Here is a 19248-nt window from a genome sequence, read left to right on the forward strand (position 1 = left end):
TTCTGCGCTTTGCCACTTTATCGTACTAGGGTAGTGCCTCGTTCTGAATTTGGGGCCTGGTGAGCGCAGGAGTTTGATCCACCAAACAGTGAAAGTGGTTGACATAAAAGTCAAAGTCGTTTTTACTGGCGATCAGCTTTTCAATTATAAAAACGCGTCGTTGGAGCAGTCTGTGACAGGGGAAGAGAACCATAAACGTAAGCGGCAGTTCGGTCGCAGCGACGTGTTTACCAGCCTGCTGGGTTTTGGTTCTGCGCCCATTGGCAACCTGTATCGAGCGGTCACCGAGAGCACGGCCAGCCAAGCGGTCCACTGTGCTCTGGATTCCGAGCTGGACTATTTTGATACCGCACCCCATTACGGTTTTGGTCTGAGCGAAACGCGCTTGGGCGCTGCCCTAAAAGCTCGCCATGCGACTCCGGTGCTGTCCACCAAGGTAGGCCGTTTGTTGGAGCCGTTGGCTGAGCAAGAGACGGACGCTGTGCGTCACGGCTTCGCCGACGCGCCAAAACTGGAACCGGTATTTGATTACAGCTACGACGGCGTCATGCGCTCCTTTGAAGCCAGCTTGGCGCGGCTCGGGCGGGAGCATGTGGATATTCTGCTGGCGCACGATCTGGGCGAAGTCACTCACGGTGAACAACACCCACAGCGCTGGCGCGAGTTTATGGACGGCGGTTACAAGGCCATGGTTGAGCTGAGAGATTCCGGCCTGGTGGGCGCCCTCGGGTTGGGCGCCAACGAATGGCAGATTTGTGCCCAGGCTTTGGAATACGGTGAGTTTGATGGCTTTTTGTTGGCGGGGCGTTACACCTTATTGGAGCAGGGCGCCGTGGAAACTTTTTTGCCTCTGTGTGCCGAGCGCGGCGCCTCGGTCATTTTGGGGGGGCCATTTAATTCCGGCATTTTGGCCACTGGCGTTAGTGGTCCCGGCCCACACCATTACAACTACGAACCCGCCCCGGAGGAAGTCATTACCCGCGTGGCGCGCATCGAAGCCGTTTGTCGGCAATTGAATGTGCCCCTGGCAGCGGCTGCACTTCAGTTTCCCGCCGCGCATCCTCAAGTGTGTTCCGTTCTGGCCGGCCTGGCGAATGCCGAGGAAGTTACCCGAGCGGTGGAATTGATGAACTGGCCCTTGCCGGCCGAACTTTGGCAAACTTTGCGTGCGGAAGGGCTTTTACACCCATCAGCACCTACACCCGAATCCACAAACCTTGGTAGTCGTAATCATGGTTCCCACTGAAAAGCCCGATGGTAAGTCGTCCTCGGTCGCTCAGACTTTGTTGCTGCATCCAGACGACACAGTACTGGTTTGTATCAGCGCTATCGCCCCGGGCGATATTTTGATGATTGATCAGGTGGCGGTGAGCGCAACCGATGCCATCCAGGTTGGCCATAAGATCGCTCGTCAGGCGCTAAAGCCCGGCGATACAGTGCTTAAATACGGCGCTCCCATTGGTTCAATCACGCACGCGGTGCCGCCCGGCGGACACGTGCATATGCATAATATGAAAAGCGATTACATCGCCAGCCATTCGCGCGATCGTTCGCCCAACCAAGGGAAACCACAGCCATGATTAATGCCTATGTTCGTAAAGATGGCCGCAAGGGCATTCGCAATGTGGTGGTGGTGGCTTATTTGGTGGAGTGCGCGCACCATGTGAGTCGCCGCATTGTGGATGGCGCCAACGATTCAGAAGTGCACCTGATCGGCTTTCCCGGTTGTTTCCCCAACGAATACGCCTACCGCATGATGTCCGCCATTTGCACCCATCCCAATGTGGGTGCCGCCTTGTTGGTATCGCTCGGTTGCGAAAGCATGAATCGTGAACAGCTCCTGTCGGATATCCGTGCAAGCGGTCGTCCCGCCGAGTTATTGGTGATTCAGGAAGCGGGCGGTACGCTCAGTACCATGCGCGCCGGTCTGGACGCCGTGGCCCGGTTACGCGCTGAAGCGGATCAAGCGCCCCGCGCCGACATGGCGGTCAGTGAGCTGGTGGTGGGCACCATTTGTGGCGGTTCCGACGGCACCAGCGGCATTACCGCCAACCCCGCGGTGGGTCGTTGTTTTGATCATTTGGTGGCCGACGACGCCACCTGCATTTTTGAAGAAACCGGTGAGTTGATAGGCTGCGAAACCATTATGGCCGAGCGCGCCGTAACACCCGATTTGGCGGAAGAAATCCGCGCTTGCGTGGCCAAAGCTGAGAGTTATTACCGCACCATGGGCTTTGGCAGTTTTGCGCCGGGCAACGCCGAGGGCGGGCTAACCACTCTGGAAGAAAAATCCATGGGCGCTTACTCAAAATCTGGCTCGTCGCCTATCAGTGGTTTGCTAAAGCCTGGCGATCAGGCACCCGCGGGCGGTCTTTATTTGTTGGATGTAGTACCCGATGGCGAACCGCGTTTTGGTTTTCCCAATATTTCCGACAACGCGGAAATTGTTGAAATGATCGCCTGCGGTTGCCACCTGATATTGTTCACCACGGGGCGTGGTTCGGTGGTGGGATCAGCCATTTCTCCGGTCATTAAAGTGTGCGCCAACCCCGATACCTATCGTCGGCTGTCCGAAGATATGGACATCGATGCTGGTCGCATTCTCAATGGCGAAGCGACACTGGATGAAGTGGGGGAGGAAATTTACCAACGTGTTATTTCCCTCGCACAAGGCGAGCCCAGTTGCTCCGAAGCGTTGGGCCACCAGGAATTTATTCTCACTTATAAAGCCTTTGAACCGCTCGGGCCAGCGTGCTTGCCTGTGCGTCAAATAGGATAAACAACCATGGCTAGATTGCAGAATAAAACCGCTTTGATTACCGGTGCGGGGCAGGGCATAGGCCGGGCCACCGCGGAGCTATTCGCCCGCGAAGGTGCCCGAGTGATCGCCACCGACATCAACGCCGATGCGTTGGCCGATTTAACCGGTTGTGAAACCCGGGTATTGGACGTGCGAGACGCTGAAGGCATCATTCAGCTTAGCGAAGATATTGGGCCGGTGAATGTGTTGTTCAACTGCGCGGGTTTTGTACACAACGGCACTTTGTTGGACTGCAGCGAAGAGGATTGGGAATTTTCCCTGGACTTGAACGTAACCGCCATTTATCGGACCATGCGAGCGTTTTTGCCCGGTATGATTCAGCGCGGTGGCGGTTCCATTATCAACATGTCCTCGGTCGCCAGCTCCATCAAAGGCGTACCCAACCGCTTTACTTACGGCACCACCAAGGCAGCGGTGATCGGGCTTAGTAAAGCGGTCGCGGCGGACTTTGTGCAGCACGGCATTCGCTGCAACGCCATATGCCCCGGCACGGTGGAAACTCCATCCCTGGAAGAGCGCTTGCGCGCTACAGGCGATTACGACAAAGCACACGCGGCCTTTGTGGCGCGGCAACCCATGGGTCGCCTCGGCAAAGCCGAAGAAATTGCGCAGTTGGCGCTGTATCTGGCTAGTGATGAATCCGCGTTTACGACCGGGACTGTGCATGTAATCGATGGTGGCTGGAGCAACTAACAGGCTGTTAAAAAAACTACCTGCGTTGCCGCTGCGGCGTTAAAAACAGGCTCAAAATGCTCATTTATTGCACATAAACTCCGCTTTTTCGCCTGTTTTTGCCTTGCATCGCCTGTCTCGAAAACGTTTTTCAACGGCCTGTTAAACACTTACTAGGTCAGTTGCCCTTTGGGTTGGCTGAACAAATTTGAGGAACAAACATGAAATTATTACGGTACGGCGCGGATGGCCAAGAGCGTCCAGGTCTGTTGGATACTCAGGGTCAGGTACGGGATTTGTCCGGCGTGGTGCCGGATCTTGCGGGAGAAGCGTTGAGCCCCGAGAGTCTAAAGAAAATCGCTGCACTGGATGTTGAATCTTTGCCCGTTGTCAAAGAACCCGGCCGCATCGGACCCTGTGTCGGCCGAGTGGGCAAGTTTCTTTGCATCGGCTTAAACTACGCTGATCACGCCGAAGAAACGGGTGCAAAAATTCCGGACGAGCCGGTAGTATTCATGAAAGCCACCAGCGCTATCTGTGGCCCCAATGACAATGTGATTCGCCCGCGCAATTCCGAAAAGCTGGATTGGGAAGTGGAGCTGGGCATTGTGATCGGCCAGCGTGCCAGTTACGTGAGCGAGGCGGAGGCGGGCGAATACATTGCCGGTTACTGCGTGGTGCACGACGTCTCTGAGCGGAGCTTTCAGTTGGAGCGCTGCGGTCAATGGGACAAAGGCAAGGGCTGCGATACCTTCGGCCCCATCGGCCCCTGGCTGGTGACGCCCGATGAAGTCCCCGATCCACTCAACCTGTCCCTGTGGCTAAAAGTAAATGGCAAAACCTTCCAAAACGGTTCTTCCAAACAGATGGTCTACGGCCCGCATTTTCTGGTGCACTACTTGAGCCAATTTATGAGTCTGCAACCTGGCGACATCATTACCACCGGAACACCGCCCGGCGTGGGTATGGGGCAGAAGCCGCCCGTTTATTTACAGCCCGGCGATGAAGTGGAGTTGGGTGTGGAAGGTTTGGGTGTGCAGAAACAGAAAGTTGTACAAGCTGATTAGGACTACTTTTAAAACGCTGGATTCCCGCCTTCGCGGGAATGACGAGCAAAGGAGCGTCAACCCCGCATTATTTCGTCGTCCCCGCGAAAGTGGGGATCCACGGGCGCTACTCCTCCTTTTTAACGTCTGCACAAGCGGGGGCCCATAAGCCTGGATCCCCGCCTTCGCGGGGATGACGGAGGGAGGGAATGACAAAAGGGTTCGGCTGAAAAGTGGCCCATGAATCACGAAGGGGCGATAATGGAATGCCGGGCGGAATGCGCCTCTTTACCCGTCATCCCCGCGAACGCGGGGATCCAGCTTTTACGAACGTTATAGTGCCAACCTCACCATGGATTCCCGCCTTCGCGGGAATGACGTGCCCATAATTACTTCTCTAGCAACACCAGTGAACCCTGATTCAATAGCTGCGTCACCAAATCATCTGGGTCTGGTTGCGCCTTGAGTGTTTGCAAAACCGGCCCGTAAAATTCCCAGTGCGCACACAGGCATTCCGCTAATGGTAGCGGGCAGGGGTAGGCCAAGCCGTCCACGAACAACAAACTCTGGTCGTCTCCTTTTGGAAAATACGCAAAGCGCGCCGCGGGGTTCCGCTCCAAAATTGCTTGATCGTTCTGCCAGTCTGCCGCTTCGAAAGTACGCTCCGGTTGATACTCTAGCTCCGGGTATTTGGGTTCAGTCATATAACCACCAAACCAGCGCAGTAGATTCTCTGGCGTAAGGTGTTTTTGCAGAATCTCCTGCAAGTGATTAATGGCACTGGGGTCTATATAGCCGGGGTTGGCTTGAGGTTTCAGATCGGCATCGCTATAGCGCAGGGCATCACTCAACGTCTCAGCAATTTCCGGCCCGAGTTCACTCAGTACTTCTCCATGACTGGGCGCACGAAAGCCGACGGAGTAGGTGAGGCATTCACCCTCGGCTATGCCCCAGTGGGCGACGCCGGGGGGGATGTACAACATATCGCCCGGTTCCAGCAGCCATTCTTCCTGTGTTTCAAACTGCGTGACAATTTTTAAGGGTGTGTCATCCCGGCAGGGAGTGGTGTCGTCGCAGGTTTGACCAATACGCCAACGCCGTTTGCCTGCGCCTTGTAATAAAAACACATCGTAAAAGTCAAAGTGCGGACCTACGCTGCCCTGGTCCGGCGCGTAGCTGACCATTACATCGTCCAGGCGCCAATCGGGTAGAAAGCGAAAGCGTTGCAGCAGTTCGCGCACTTCCGGTACCCACTGATCAACCGCTTGAACTAATAGGGTCCAGTGTGAGGGCGGCAGTTCAGCGAACTGTTCTTCGGTAAAAGGTCCTCGCCACAATTCCCAGGGATTTTTTCCGTTTTCTAAAATTAGGCGTGATTCTACTTCCTCTTCCAGCGCTAATCCCGCTAACTCGTCGCCATCCAGTGGCCACTCAAAATCTACAAATGCACCACGAATCAACAATGGTTTTTTTTGCCAGTAGTCGCGGAGGAAATCCTGAATGGACAAATCACCGAGGTGGGTTAGGGGTGAGGACATGGCTACTCCTGGAGGCGAATTCTTGGTGGTGAAAATGTCTTTAGAGACAAATTGACTATTACGAGACGGTGAGTTTTGGTGCAGCTGGATAATACGTCAATCCAAAGTGCAGACTGACTGCTTCGTAAGCAAGTCCTCGGGGCATGTAGGGTGAGTGTTCAGCAACCGTCGTGAACCCTATCCCTACGCGCTCCCGGCGCTTCGGGACACTCCTCACTTCCCTGTGAGTCGTCCATGGGGACTGCCTCACCGGGGCGCCGGCCGAAAGGTCCCTCTTTTGAGGCTTGCTGAACACTCACCCTACACGTCCCTGGTAGTTTCAGATTCCGAGCTCTTTTCCACCCCGCATCCGCCTCAATACCAGATTCCAGCGTGGTGGTCTCGTTCATGGATTCCCGCCTACGCGGGAATGACGGAGTAGGAGTTTTTAATTCGTCATCCCCGCGAAAGCGGGGATCCATTCTTAGTTAGATTAAAGCTAACTCCGGAAATATTCTAAACGCTCTATTGGCACCAGGGGCCGGTGGGGTACGCTATTCCGGAACCCTCGCGTCATGGATGACGCGCGGGAGCCACATGGATGTGTTCACTGCGTTTCCGGAATAGCGTACCCCACCGGTCCCACTCTCAGGTCTACTCGAATCCTCGAATGGAGAGCCCAAATCAACAGTTATGGCTAAATTCCTGGATTCCCGCCTACGCGGGAATGACGAAGAATTATAGGCTTAAAACAAGCCGTTAAATCTTCTTCGCCTGTTCTTCCGCATTACCTACATAATTAGCCGGTGTCAGAGCTCGCATGGCCTGCTTGGCTTCCTCGGGAATATCCAAGCCATCGACAAAATCGTTCAGTACCTGTTGGTTGATGGTTTGACCACGAGTGAGAGCCTTGAGCTTTTCGTAAGGCTCGGCCACTTCATAACGACGCATAATCGTTTGAATCGGTTCAGCCAAAACTTCCCAAGCGTTGTCCAAATCTTCCGCCAGACGGGCGCGGTTAATTTCCAGCTTGCCGATGCCTTTCAGCGTCGATGCGTAGGCAATCTGACTGTAGCCAAAACCCACACCCATATTGCGCAGTGCTGTGGAGTCAGTCAGGTCACGCTGCCAGCGGGAGATGGGTAGCTTTTGCGCCAAGTGCGTAAAAATCGCGTTGGCCAGGCCCAGGTTGCCTTCGGAGTTTTCAAAGTCGATGGGGTTAACCTTGTGGGGCATGGTGGAAGAACCCACTTCGCCAGCGATGGTTTTTTGTTTGAAGTAACCCAAAGAGATATAGCCCCAAACATCGCGATCAAAATCAATCAAAATGGTATTGAAGCGTGCGATGGCATCGAACAGCTCGGCGATATAATCGTGTGGTTCGATCTGAGTGGTGTAGGGGTTCCACACCAGGCCCAGGCCTTCCACAAAGGTTTTAGCGTTGGCGGCCCAATCGATGTTTGGGTAGGTGGCCAGGTGGGCGTTGTAGTTGCCCACGGCACCGTTAATTTTACCCATCAGCTCCACTCGCTGAATTTGCACCAACTGACGGCGCAGGCGCGCGACCACATTGGCGATTTCCTTGCCCACGGTGGTGGGGGAGGCGGTTTGGCCGTGGGTGCGCGAGAGCATGGGGTCGGCGGCGTAGTCGTGGGCCAGCTTGGCCAGCGCATCCACAATCTCCTGGCCCTGGGCCAGCATCTGTTCGCGCCCGGCTTTTAGCATCAGCGCGTGGGACAGGTTGTTGATGTCCTCGCTGGTGCAAGCGAAGTGCACGTACTCCAGAACGGCTTCCAGCTCGGCATTGCCGGAGAATTGTTTTTTCAGGAAATATTCCACGGCTTTTACGTCGTGGTTGGTGGTGCGTTCGATGTCTTTGATTTCCTGGGCCTGGGCTTCGCTGAAGTTGTCCACCAGGGCGTTGAGCTGTTGGTGGGTTTCAGGGCTGAAGGCGGGCACTTCGGCAATCTCGTTGTGCTCGCTCAAGCGTTGCAACCAGCGCACCTCGACCGCGACGCGGCAGTGAATCAGGCCGAATTCGCTGAACACAGCGCGCAGTGAGGCGGTTTTGCTGCCGTAGCGGCCATCGATGGGGGAAACGGCGTTAAGAGCGGAAAGCTGATCAAGATTGGGAGCGGCCATGGGGGTCTCTTGCTGTCTATGGTTCGGGGACGAAAAAAGGCGGCTATTGTACCGGATAATGGCTGAGCGCGCAGGGGCTTGGCTCAGTGAAGATTCCGGGCATTCTCGGCTTTGGCTTCCTTGAGCAGGTGGTGCACGGTATTCGCCAGGCGCTTGCGCTGGAGCAGTAACTGCCAACGATTGCCGCCCACCTGCCGCCACAATGTCGCGGAGCGAATGCCCGCCAGCAGTAGGGCGCGCACCTGATTGGCAACCCGAGGCTGCTGCAAGTAGCCTTGATCCCCGGTCACCTGAATGCGGAAGCGGAAGGTGCTCAGAGTCTCTTTATACAGATCACCCAGGTTGCCGATTACGTTATCGTGGGTGGGGGTAAAGTGTTCCGCTTGGCGGGCGGCCTGCTTCAGGCGCGTGCCCAACACACCCATCATGTCTTTGCGGGCTTTGAGTTTTTTCTGTAGGTGCAAAATCCCCAAGGTATAGCGCAGGGCGTCCCGCGGCCGCTGATTACCGGGTGAGAGAGTCTCTTGCAGAATTTCCAGCCCCAGCTGCATGTCGCCCAGATTTCCGTACACCGAGAGGGTGTCGGGCGGGTCAAGGATAAACAGACTTCCAATACTGCAGCGGTAGGCGTCATTGGGCACATAGCCGGTTTTGGCCAGCTGTTCCACCAGGGCAGATGCCTGAAAGATTCCGGCCAGGGCGAGGGTGATGTCGTGCCAGTTCTTACTCACTAAAGTCGATTCCGTTTCGTTTGAAGTAGCTACTATGGTAACGCGCCTGGTCGGAGTCTGCAGCCAGGACTCAGGCCGCCGGGGTCGAGGAGCTTTCAATCACCGCGCCACCGAGACATTGATCGCCTTGATAGAACACTACCGATTGACCAGGGGTGACCGCCCGCTGGGGCTCGTCGAAAATGACGGTCAAGTGCCCCTCGTCGACTCGAATCTGACAGACCTGGTCGGCTTGCCGGTAACGAACTTTGGCGGTGCAGCGGAATTCGCTCTGTGCGGGCGTGCCGTTGATCCAGTGCGGTTGGTTGGCGGTGAGTGAGTCGCTGTACAGCAGCGGGTGGTCACCCTGGACGGCTATCAGCACATTGCGCTGCAAATCTTTACCGGCCACAAACCAGGGCGCTTCGTCGGCACCTTTAACGCCACCGATGCCCAGCCCCTGGCGCTGGCCGATGGTGTGGTACATGAGCCCGGCGTGCTCACCGATGACTTTGCCGTCCGGCGTCTCAATCTTCCCCGGCTGAGCGGGCAGGTAGGTTTGCAGGAAATCTTTAAAGCGCCGCTCGCCGATGAAGCAAATACCGGTGCTGTCTTTCTTGGCGTGAGTCGCCAGCTGGTTGGACTCGGCGATGCGGCGGACTTCCGGTTTTGCCAATTCGCCTACGGGAAAGAGTGTGCGCGCGAACTCGGCTTCACCCACAGCGTGCAGGAAATAGCTTTGGTCTTTGTTGGCGTCCAGACCTTTGAGCAGGTACGTGTGCCCGTCCCGATCCGCCCGGCGTACATAGTGGCCGGTGGCAATCAGTTCGGCACCCAGAATCTGCGCGTACTCCAAAAACACTTTGAACTTGATTTCCCGGTTGCACAGTATGTCCGGGTTCGGGGTACGGCCGGCTTGGTATTCCGCCAGGAAGTGTTCGAACACGTTATCCCAGTACTCGGCGGCAAAATTGGCGGTGTGCAGTGTGATGCCCAAGCGGGCGCAGACGCGCTCGGCATCGGCTAGGTCCGCCTTGGCGGTACAGTATTCGGTGCCGTCGTCCTCGTCCCAGTTTTTCATGAACAGACCTTCCACCTGGTAACCCTGTTGCTGCAACAGTAGGGCCGATACGGAAGAGTCGACGCCGCCGGACATGCCGACAATGACGCGAGGTTTGCTGGTATTGGTCATAACAAATGGGTACGCGTGGACTGGAGAAAGTGATGTTGGGCTGGCGCCGAATGCCGCGCCAGCGTTTCGCGGTAACTGACGCGCATTTTACAGGTAGGAGCGCAGCATCTCCAGCGGATAGCGCTGGCCAGAGAGAAACTCGTCCACCGCGTCCAATACCATGGGGCTGCGCAACTGGGCGCGGCGCTCCAGAATTTCTGCATAACTGAGCCATTCGGCGGCGAGAATACCATCGTCCAGCGTTTGCTCCGGCAAGTGGGTGACCGGCTCCGCAATGAACGTATGCCGCACGTAGGTGACGCCGTTGGCCGGTGCCAGGTACAGGCCAATACCTAAAAGGCCGGTTAACTTCACCTGCCAGCCGGTTTCTTCCAGCGTTTCCCGCAGTGCGGCTTCTTCCAACGTTTCACCTTCTTCCAGGTGTCCGGCGGGCTGGTTGTAGACCTCTCGATCATTCGGCCGCTCCCGGACCAACAAAAAACGCCCTTGCTTCTCTACAACCGTGGCTACGGTGACGTGTGGTGCCCAAGTCATATTACGCCTCACAAACTGCGTGATGAAAACAGCCAGTGTACCGGATTGCCCTTGTGCCTGTCTGCCAGCATAGCTGGACGCCAAGAGCGATCGTCACTGCGCCAATCTGGTGACGGGGAATAAGCGTGTGCACCTCAGCGGCGCTTGTCGTCCGAGCTGGTGTGCACCAAGTGCGAATAGCCCGCTCTGGAATTGAGCATTTTGTTTGCAGTGGCATGAGCTTGGTGGATGTTGCTGGGAATGTTTACGTCGCCTCGCATTTAGTCACGTTCCCTTTGTGTACCGAAGCTACCTTCAGGTGAAATCCAGAAGCCGTGCGGGTTTGATGGCCGAAGCCGACAGAAACACGGCAATTGAACTGACGTTTATTGGCCACCTTTCAGAATATTTTTTACGGCACGAGTGTTTGCTGTTATTCGAATGGCACGATTGCTGCAAAGTCCTAAGTACACAGCAAAACGTCTTGCTGCAGTAATGTATTTCGGAGTGCGTCCAACGTGGGAAACGCTCCGCACAATTAAAGGCAACGAAGCCCGCTTTACCTTTGCGTTCATCCGGCGCAGTGGTACGCGGGTTTTTTTATGAGGACGAACTATGAGTACTGATGATCGCGAGCAAGGATTTTCCCGGCGTAAGCTTCTCAAGGGCATGGCGTTGGCGGCCGGCGGAGTTACCCTCAGCGGTGCACTACCCGGTGGATTGGGCAGCGCCGCCTGGGCGGCGGCTGGTGACAAATTGGAAACCCGTTCGGCTAAGTTGGGTTTCATTGCGTTGACCGACGCCGCGCCTTTGTTTGTAGCCGATGAGAAAGGTTTTTTTAAAAAACACGGCATGACCGATGTGCAAGTCCTTAAGCAATCCTCCTGGGGAACCACACGCGACAATTTGGTGCTGGGCTCCCGCCGTGGCGGTATCGATGGTGCACACATCCTCACACCTATGCCTTATTTGATGAGCGCGGGTGCCATGAGTGAGAAAACGCCCATGCGCATTCTGGCGCGTCTGAACCTTGCGGGGCAGTGTATCTCCGTGGGACGTGAGTACAGCGATTTAAACGTGGGTGTGGATACCACTGAGTTCGCCAAAGCCTTGGCTGAAAAGCGCGCCGGTGGCGATGAAGTTCGCGCGGCCATGACCTTCCCCGGCGGTACCCACGATTTGTGGATTCGCTACTGGATGGCGGCGGGCGGCATTAATCCGGATCGGGATATCGCCACCATTACTGTGCCGCCAGCGCAAATGGTGGCCAACATGCGCGTCGGTAGCATGGATACTTTTTGTGTTTGTGAGCCTTGGAACCATCAACTGGTGAATCAGGGCATTGGTTACACCGCGAATACCACTGGCGAGCTTTGGCACAACCACCCGGAAAAAGCGTTCGGCATGCGTGCCGATTATGTGGACGCCAACCCCAACGCCGCGCGTGCGTTAGTGATGGCCATTATGGAAGCGCAAATGTTTTGCGAACAGGCCGAAAATAAGGAAGAGGTGGCTCGCATCTGTTCCCGCCGTCGCTGGATCCATGCGCCCTACGCGGACATTATTGACCGCATGCAGGGCAACTTCGACTACGGCACCGGACGTGTGGTAAACGATCACCCGGATCAAATGCGCTACTGGAAGGATCACGCTTCTTACCCATTCCAGAGTCACGATCTGTGGTTCCTAACGGAGAATCAGCGCTGGGGTAATTTGTCGCTGGATTTGGATACCAAGAGCCTGATTGCTCAGGTCAACCGCGAGGATATCTGGCGCGACGCAGCGGCCAAGCTCGGTGTGGACAGTGCTGACATTCCCGAGTCCACCTCCCGCGGGCCTGAAACTTTCTTCGATGGCAAGGTGTTCGACCCGGAGAATCCAAAAGCGTATCTGGATAGCCTAGCCATCACACGTATGGGTTAAACCGAACGCATCGGCAAGCTTTATGTATGTTTGTGCAAACCTTTAAGGAGTAGCTTATGACCGTCCAAGTCAATCCAGAAGAGAGCCGCATTGCGGCTCTAAGCCTGCCTTCGGCGGACAGAGTCGGTGCGGAGTTTAAACGCTTAGGACACTGGCTTATGAGTCGGGTATTTCCACCCATGCTGGTGCTGGGCGTACTGTTGTTGTTGTGGGAGTGGTTGTGTTCACAGCCCGGTGCCGCACTACCGGCACCATCTGTCATGTTGGCCGACACCTGGGAGTTAATAGTTAATCCCTTTTATAACTACGGCGGCAACGACGTGGGCATGGGTTGGCAGGTATTGGCAAGCTTGGAGCGAGTTGCTTACGGGTATACGTTGGCGGTGATTGCCGGAATCAGTCTGGGCGTTTTGGTGGGCAAGTCCACTTGGGCGATGCGCGGCTTGGACCCTCTGTTTCAAGTGTTGCGCACCGTGCCGCCTTTGGCTTGGCTGCCAATTTCTCTGGCGGCGTTTCAGGCCAGTCATCCGTCGGCAATCTTCGTGATTTTTATTACGGCTATTTGGCCCATCATCATCAATACCTCGGTGGGTGTGCGAAATATCCCCGAAGATTATCGCAACGTGGCGCGTGTGTTGCGCCTCAACGGCTATGAGAATTTCACCAAAATCATGTTGCCTGCGGCTGCGCCGTACATTTTTTCCGGGTTGCGCATAGGTATTGGCTTGTCCTGGTTGGCGATTGTTGCCGCCGAGATGTTGATCGGTGGTGTGGGCATCGGCTTTTTTATCTGGGATGCCTGGAATGCCTCACAGATCAGCGACATTGTGTTGGCCCTGGTGTACGTCGGTCTGGTGGGTTATGCCCTAGATGGCATAGTGGGTTTTATCGGGCGTCGTGTGACACGCGGCACCGCAGCTTAAGGGGGACATTGCCATGAATAAGCGTTATCTCAGCATAGAACAGGTCGACAAAACCTTTACCCGTAACAATACCGAAACCCATGTATTGGACAAGGTAAATCTAAGCGTGGCCCAGGGTGAGTACATAGCCATTATTGGCCACTCCGGTTGCGGCAAATCCACCTTGCTTAATATTGTCGCAGGGCTCACATCGGCCACCAGCGGCTGTGTCATTCTTGATGGTAAGGAGGTAAATGCTCCTGGGCCGGATCGCAGTCTGGTTTTTCAAAACCATTCCCTGTTGCCCTGGTTAACGGTTTACGAGAACGTAGCGCTGGCGGTGAACAAGGTATTCAAACACACCAAAACCTCCGCCGAGCGGCGCGAATGGGTGTTAAAGAATCTGGAGATGGTGGGCATGTCACACGCCTTAACCCGGCTTCCCTCGGAAATCTCCGGCGGCATGAAACAGCGGGTGGGCATCGCCCGGGCGCTGGCCATGGAGCCCAAGCTACTGCTCTTGGACGAACCGTTCGGCGCTTTGGATGCACTGACCCGCGCGCATCTTCAGGAGGAGGTGATGCGCATTCAGAATGAGCTCAACAATACGGTGCTTATGATTACCCATGATGTGGATGAAGCCGTGCTGTTATCGGACCGAATTGTGATGATGACCAACGGGCCGAATGCCAATATTGGTGAAGTGCTGGATATTAAGTTGCCCCGGCCGCGCAGCCGCATTGAGTTGGCAGAAGATCCAGAGTACAACCACTATCGGCGTGAAGTGCTGCGCTTTCTGCATGAAAAACAGAAGAAAGTAGAGACCATTGGTGCTCGTGCGGCCGTCGGCCCGACGAAAGAAGTGGCTAAGTCCGCGGCGCAGCGGTAGAAGGGCTTAGGATTTAGCATCAGGGTCCGGTATGGGGAACAAGTCGGACATAGCCAGGGTATCCTTGGCTATGTCCGCCAGGCGCCGATTCTGACTCATGGCCACCTGCCGTAGGAAGCGATACGCCTCTTCCTCGTTCACGCTCCGGTATTTCATGATCATGCCCTTCGCTTTCTCAATGGTTTTGCGTTCAGCCAAAGCAGCGCGTGCCTGCTGAAGTTCCTCGGACATCGTTTGTAACCGTTGCGATTGTGACTGCACCAAATCGAAAAGGGATCGGCCCAGTTGTGGGCTGGCGCAACCTGTGACAAAGGTTTCGGTGCCGGCTTGGTGTGGAGATGAGGCGCCATTAAAAAAAATGGCGAAAGAGGGCGCACTCGGTTGCCGGGCAAGTTCGTCAATGTGCAGCTGGTGGGAGTTAAGGTCTTCCCGGGCCGAGGCGATTTTTAGGCGGCAAGTGGCACTGAGGCTTTGCTCAAGGGCGTGTTCCAAAGCTTTGATAGCATTGATGCGTTCAGTAGTAAGCGCAAACCAAGCTTCGCTCAGTTCACGGTCGGCCTTGCCGTCCGCCGCTGAAGTGAACGCGATGCGGCGCAGTCGTTCCAGTTCGGACGTGTAGGGGTTGGAGTTGATTGCTCGCCACTGTTTTAGTGCTTCGGCATCCGCGAACTCAGTGAATATGTGAAAGCACCGTTCTTGATTGTCAATTAAGTGCCGGAGCCGTTTGGAAAAACGTTCGTCAAACAGGCCTTGGGCAAAGCCGGCGGAGCCTACCGCTCGTTCTTGGCCAGCAAATTCCTTGCCTTGCATCAGGTGAAACATGGCGACGAGAATGCGTGAAATATCCGGGTCGGCGGCCGAGTCGGCAGCTTCAAACACAATCGCCAGCAAGCTTTCGATCAGCTCACTGTAACCATCGATAATGGTTTCCGGTACGGGCTTTAGTGCTTGGATCTCGTCACGCACACCACGCAGTTCTTCCAGCCCATGAATGGAATAAGCAATCCGACTGTAAAAGCGGCTGGCGGCGGGTAGTCCGTGATTGTCTGTGTCCATCCGGTCAAGGCACTGCCTAAACGCTTCCTCCGCTTCCTCGGCGATGGCCACTTGCTTTAGTCGAATATCAGCGCACCGTTCGCCGGCCGAACCCACGTACATATTGGAGGCACCACGCTCAAGCTGTAAGGCGTGGACCAGGCTGCTGATGCCTGCCACCAGCTGGCCCATGTTTAACAGCTGTTCCAGGCTCCGAATATCACAGCGCTTCGAGGCCAATAAATACTCCGCAACGCCTCGATGTTCTGTCTGATTTTTCATTCACAAAGCCTTTGAATTCGATCCTGGAAGATGCTTTTACTGGAAGCGTTGAGTTAGCCGTAATAACGGAACTTTACAACAACGCGGGGTCATTGTCTGCCAATTAGGTCCTTCGATTTCAGCGTCCCACGGGCTCCGATTCGTGCTCTGGCACAGGGGGCATGATTTGCTCTGTGGGCTAAGGTCTGGCATGGTTTCCGGGGTACCCGCGCTGGGCCGCGGAAAAGGCTTTTCTTTTGGCTGGAAATGTGGAGAATTGCGCGCCTCAGCCCGATGCACGCACTTTCGGCCAGGGCACTTATGACGAGGTAGGTAAAGCATTGACGACATCCGATGACAAGCAGGCATGGTCTGCGCGCAAATCTGCCGAACTGTACGGCATTGACGAATGGGGAAGCGGTTACTTCGGCGTATCCCCAGAAGGTGAAGTGGTGGTTCGAGCACCTCACAACGGAGAGCCCGGCGCGGCTGTGTCCCTGATGGACATCGCCCGTGGACTCCAGCAGCGCGGCCTGGATATGCCCATTTTGTTGCGGATGGAGAACCTGGTGGACGGGCGTTTAACCGCACTGAATGAGTCCTTTGCCGATGCCATCAAAAGCGCCGGTTACCAGGGTGAATACCGGGGCGCCTTCCCCATAAAGGTCAATCAGCAAAGCCACGTAGTGGCCGAGATCGCCCGTTTCGGCGAGCGCTACAACCACGGCCTGGAAGCGGGCAGCAAGGCGGAGTTGATGATTGCCATCTCCACCTTGCAAAACCGTGAGAGCCTGATCATCTGTAATGGCTATAAGGATGCCGAGTTTATCGACCTGGGCTTACAGGCGCGCAAATTGGGCTTCAAGTGCTTCTTTGTTTTGGAGACTCCGGCGGAAGTCCCTCTGATTATCGAGCGCAGCCGCCTACTGGGCGTGGACCCGCTGATCGGCGCGCGCCTGAAGCTGTCCACCAAGGTGGAAGGCCATTGGAGCGAGGATAGCGGCGACCGCAGCCTGTTTGGTCTGACCGCCATACAGCTGGTGAGCGTGGTGGACGAGCTTCGAGAGGCCGGTTTGCTGCACTGCTTCCAGTTACTGCACTTCCATCTTGGCTCCCAAATCCCCAACATCCGCAGCATTCGTAGCGGCGTGCTAGAGGCCTGTCGGTACTACATCGACTTGGTGGCCGAGGGCGTGCCCCTGGGGTATTTGGACTTGGGCGGTGGCCTGGCCATCGACTACGACGGCACCAGCAGTAACAGTGGCCACAGCCGCAACTATTCGGTACAGGAATATTGCGTTGACGTGGTGGAAGCCATTCAGCAATCGTTGGACGCGCACGACATTCCCCATCCGGTGATCGTCACGGAATCCGGGCGGGCGACGGTCGCCCATACCGCCGTGCTGCTGTTCAACGTTCTGGATGTGGGTCACTTTGAGCCTGGCCCACTGCCGGAAGAACTGCCCGAAGGCAGCCACGACCAGTTGGTGAACCTCTGGCACGCCATTCGGGTAATCACTCCCGAATCCCTGCAGGAGTGTTACAACGACGTGATCTATTACCGGGATCAGATCCGCGATCTGTTTCACAGGGGCGATATAAACTTGCGTATGCGCGCCATGGGCGAGAATTTGTACCTGGCCGGCTTGCAAAAAATCGCCGGTCTCTTGCCGCAAATGAAGCGCATCCCGGCGGAATTGGAAACGCTTCCGCAGCAGTTAGCGGACATCTATTACGGCAACTTTAGCGTCTTCCAGTCCCTGCCGGATTCTTGGGCCATTGACCAGGTTTTTCCGGTGATGCCTATCCATCGCCTTAAAGAAGAGCCGAGCCGTCAGGCGATCATTGCCGATTTAACCTGTGACTGTGACGGTAAGCTGGACCGCTTCGCCGGCCCCGAGGGTGAGGCTCAGACGCTATCTGTGCACCCGGTTAACCACGGGGAAGAATATTATATGGGTGTGTTTTTGGTGGGCGCTTACCAGGAAACACTGGGGGACCTGCACAACCTGTTCGGCGATACGAATGTCGCCAGCGTGCGGATCAATCCGGACGGTGGCATGGACTTTGTGCACGAGTTGCACGGCGACAGTATTTCCGACGTGCTCAGTTACGTGGAGTACGACCCTCAGGCTATGTTCAAGCAGTTCCGTGCCACCGCCGAACAAGCGGTTCGCGATGGGCGTATTAGTGTGTCCGAACGCCAGGCTATGCTGGCGGCTTTTACTGAGAGCTTGCGCGGTTACACGTATTTCGAGCGTTAAACTGCCCTTCGACTTTTTTTGAACTGTGTTTAATTGGAGATAAGCATATGGCCAAAGTATTGATTATCGGTGCTGGCGGCGTAGGTGGTGTAGTGACCCACAAATGCGCCCAAGTGCCCGAAGTATTTTCTGAAATCGTCTTGGCCAGCCGCACCGAGGCAAAGTGCAAGGCGATCGCGGCCCAGATTGACCGCCCCATTAAAACCGCCCAAGTGGATGCGGACAATGTTCCCGAGCTGGTCGCATTGCTGGAGCGCGAGAAGCCTCAGTTGGTGATCAATGTGGCCTTGCCGTATCAGGATCTGACCATTATGGATGCCTGCCTGGAGGCCGGTATTCACTATTTGGATACCGCCAATTACGAGCCGCCTGGCGAGGCAAAGTTTGAATACAGCTGGCAGTGGAAGTATCAGGACAAGTTTAAGAATGCGGACTTGATGGCGCTGCTGGGCTCGGGTTTTGACCCCGGTGTGACCAACGTGTACACCGCTTACATCAAAAAGCATTATCTGGATGAAATCCACTACCTGGATATCATCGACTGTAATGCCGGCGATCACGGTTATGCATTTGCCACCAATTTCAATCCGGAAATCAATATCCGCGAAGTTACCGCCAAAGGCCGCTATTGGCAGGATGGTGACTGGCGCGAGACTGAGCCGTTGAGCGAAAAGCGCTCGTTCGATTTCCCGGCGGGCATTGGCCCCAAAAATATTTACCTGATGTATCACGAGGAACTGGAGTCCATCACCAAGCACTTCCCGGAAATTAAACGTGCCCGGTTCTGGATGACGTTTTCGGATAATTACCTCAAGCATTTGGAGGTGTTGGGCAATGTGGGCATGACGTCCATCGAGCCGGTCGAATTCGAAGGTAAAGAGATTATCCCGTTGCAGTTTTTGAAGGCGTTGCTGCCCGATCCAGCCAGTCTTGGACCGAGAACTAAAGGCAAGACATGCATTGGTTGTGTGGCCCGCGGTATTAAGGACGGCAAAGAAAAGACCGTTTACATTTACAATATTTGCGACCACGAGGAATGCTATCGGGAGGTTCAATCCCAGGCGATTTCTTACACCACGGGTGTACCGGCGATGATCGGCGCGAAGATGATGCTGGAAGGCAAGTGGATGGAAGCGGGCGTGTGGAATATGGAGCAGATGGATCCGGATCCTTTTATGGCAGACCTCAACGAATACGGTTTGCCCTGGGAAATCCATACCGTCAACGAGCCAACAGCGGTGGATGATTGACGGGAGTTTTTCTCGTCATTCCCGCGAAAGAACTTCAACCCCGACTACGATCGAGGAGAATTCGGTAAGTTTGGCATCGGAGGTTGAAACGGGTAGAGCCGCTTGTTAAGA

16 protein-coding genes are annotated in these 19248 nt (G+C 55.5%); 10 read left to right on the forward strand and 6 right to left on the reverse strand.

Features of this window, described 5'->3' with window-relative positions; genetic code table 11:
• Positions 1–172: 172 nt before the first annotated feature.
• The 5 genes from RBH33_RS10935 (at position 173) to RBH33_RS10955 (ending at position 4560) form a co-directional block, all read left to right on the forward strand.
• Complete coding sequence (locus RBH33_RS10935) at positions 173–1246, forward strand: aldo/keto reductase (protein ID WP_306732227.1); 1074 nt, start codon at positions 173–175, stop codon at positions 1244–1246.
• Complete coding sequence (locus tag RBH33_RS10940; protein ID WP_306732228.1) at positions 1233–1580, forward strand: UxaA family hydrolase; 348 nt, start codon at positions 1233–1235, stop codon at positions 1578–1580. The genes RBH33_RS10935 and RBH33_RS10940 overlap by 14 nt, the downstream gene beginning before the upstream one ends.
• Positions 1577–2779, forward strand: coding sequence for a UxaA family hydrolase (locus tag RBH33_RS10945; RefSeq protein ID WP_306732229.1), 1203 nt, complete (start codon positions 1577–1579; stop codon positions 2777–2779). The genes RBH33_RS10940 and RBH33_RS10945 overlap by 4 nt, the downstream gene beginning before the upstream one ends.
• A 6-nt stretch (positions 2780–2785) precedes the next feature.
• Positions 2786–3514: an SDR family oxidoreductase gene (locus RBH33_RS10950; protein WP_306732230.1), complete on the forward strand. Its 729-nt coding sequence runs from the start codon at positions 2786–2788 to the stop codon at positions 3512–3514.
• A 200-nt stretch (positions 3515–3714) separates the two neighbouring features.
• Positions 3715–4560: a fumarylacetoacetate hydrolase family protein gene (locus tag RBH33_RS10955; protein ID WP_306732231.1), complete on the forward strand. Its 846-nt coding sequence runs from the start codon at positions 3715–3717 to the stop codon at positions 4558–4560.
• A gap of 368 nt (positions 4561–4928) precedes the next feature.
• Here the strand turns inward: RBH33_RS10955 and RBH33_RS10960 are convergent, their stop codons facing one another.
• The 5 genes from RBH33_RS10960 to RBH33_RS10980 all read right to left on the reverse strand — a co-directional run bounded on the left by RBH33_RS10960 (position 4929) and on the right by RBH33_RS10980 (position 10634).
• The gene (locus tag RBH33_RS10960) at positions 4929–6077 is read right to left on the reverse strand and encodes a cupin domain-containing protein (protein WP_306732232.1); all 1149 of its coding nucleotides are present in this window, start codon (positions 6075–6077) and stop codon (positions 4929–4931) included.
• A 738-nt stretch (positions 6078–6815) separates the two neighbouring features.
• The gene (gene purB, locus RBH33_RS10965; protein ID WP_306732233.1) at positions 6816–8198 is read right to left on the reverse strand and encodes an adenylosuccinate lyase; all 1383 of its coding nucleotides are present in this window, start codon (positions 8196–8198) and stop codon (positions 6816–6818) included.
• A gap of 83 nt (positions 8199–8281) precedes the next feature.
• On the reverse strand, positions 8282–8929 hold the full coding sequence (hflD, locus tag RBH33_RS10970) for a high frequency lysogenization protein HflD (protein ID WP_306732234.1): 648 nt from the start codon (positions 8927–8929) through the stop codon (positions 8282–8284).
• A 70-nt stretch (positions 8930–8999) separates the two neighbouring features.
• On the reverse strand, positions 9000–10100 hold the full coding sequence (gene mnmA, locus RBH33_RS10975; RefSeq protein WP_306732235.1) for a tRNA 2-thiouridine(34) synthase MnmA: 1101 nt from the start codon (positions 10098–10100) through the stop codon (positions 9000–9002).
• Positions 10101–10187: 87 nt separating this feature from the next.
• Positions 10188–10634 (reverse strand): NUDIX hydrolase, encoded by a 447-nt coding sequence (locus RBH33_RS10980; protein WP_306732236.1) that lies wholly within the window; start codon positions 10632–10634, stop codon positions 10188–10190.
• Between the two features lie 594 nt (positions 10635–11228).
• Between RBH33_RS10980 and RBH33_RS10985 the strand changes: the two genes are divergently transcribed.
• Genes RBH33_RS10985 through RBH33_RS10995 form a run of 3 tightly spaced genes read left to right on the forward strand, consistent with a single transcriptional unit; the run spans position 11229 to position 14327 of the window.
• Entirely contained in the window at positions 11229–12536 is a 1308-nt protein-coding gene (locus RBH33_RS10985; protein ID WP_306732237.1) for a CmpA/NrtA family ABC transporter substrate-binding protein, read from the forward strand.
• Positions 12537–12592: 56 nt separating this feature from the next.
• Positions 12593–13459, forward strand: coding sequence for a nitrate ABC transporter permease (gene ntrB, locus RBH33_RS10990; RefSeq protein ID WP_306732238.1), 867 nt, complete (start codon positions 12593–12595; stop codon positions 13457–13459).
• Between the two features lie 13 nt (positions 13460–13472).
• The gene (locus RBH33_RS10995; RefSeq protein ID WP_306732239.1) at positions 13473–14327 is read left to right on the forward strand and encodes an ABC transporter ATP-binding protein; all 855 of its coding nucleotides are present in this window, start codon (positions 13473–13475) and stop codon (positions 14325–14327) included.
• 6 nt (positions 14328–14333) lie between these two features.
• Here RBH33_RS10995 and RBH33_RS11000 read toward each other — a convergent pair whose 3' ends face one another.
• Positions 14334–15644, reverse strand: a complete 1311-nt coding sequence (locus tag RBH33_RS11000) for a nitrate- and nitrite sensing domain-containing protein (RefSeq protein WP_306732240.1) — start codon at positions 15642–15644, stop codon at positions 14334–14336.
• Positions 15645–15964: 320 nt separating this feature from the next.
• Between RBH33_RS11000 and speA the strand changes: the two genes are divergently transcribed.
• Together speA and RBH33_RS11010 are read left to right on the forward strand one after the other, a co-directional pair.
• Positions 15965–17887, forward strand: coding sequence for a biosynthetic arginine decarboxylase (speA, locus tag RBH33_RS11005; RefSeq protein WP_306732241.1), 1923 nt, complete (start codon positions 15965–15967; stop codon positions 17885–17887).
• A gap of 47 nt (positions 17888–17934) precedes the next feature.
• Positions 17935–19137 (forward strand): saccharopine dehydrogenase family protein, encoded by a 1203-nt coding sequence (locus RBH33_RS11010; protein ID WP_306732242.1) that lies wholly within the window; start codon positions 17935–17937, stop codon positions 19135–19137.
• The last annotated feature ends 111 nt before the right edge of the window (positions 19138–19248 follow it).

The organism is Marinimicrobium hydrolyticum, assembly GCF_030848505.1.
GTDB lineage: Bacteria > Pseudomonadota > Gammaproteobacteria > Pseudomonadales > Cellvibrionaceae > JAVDDU01.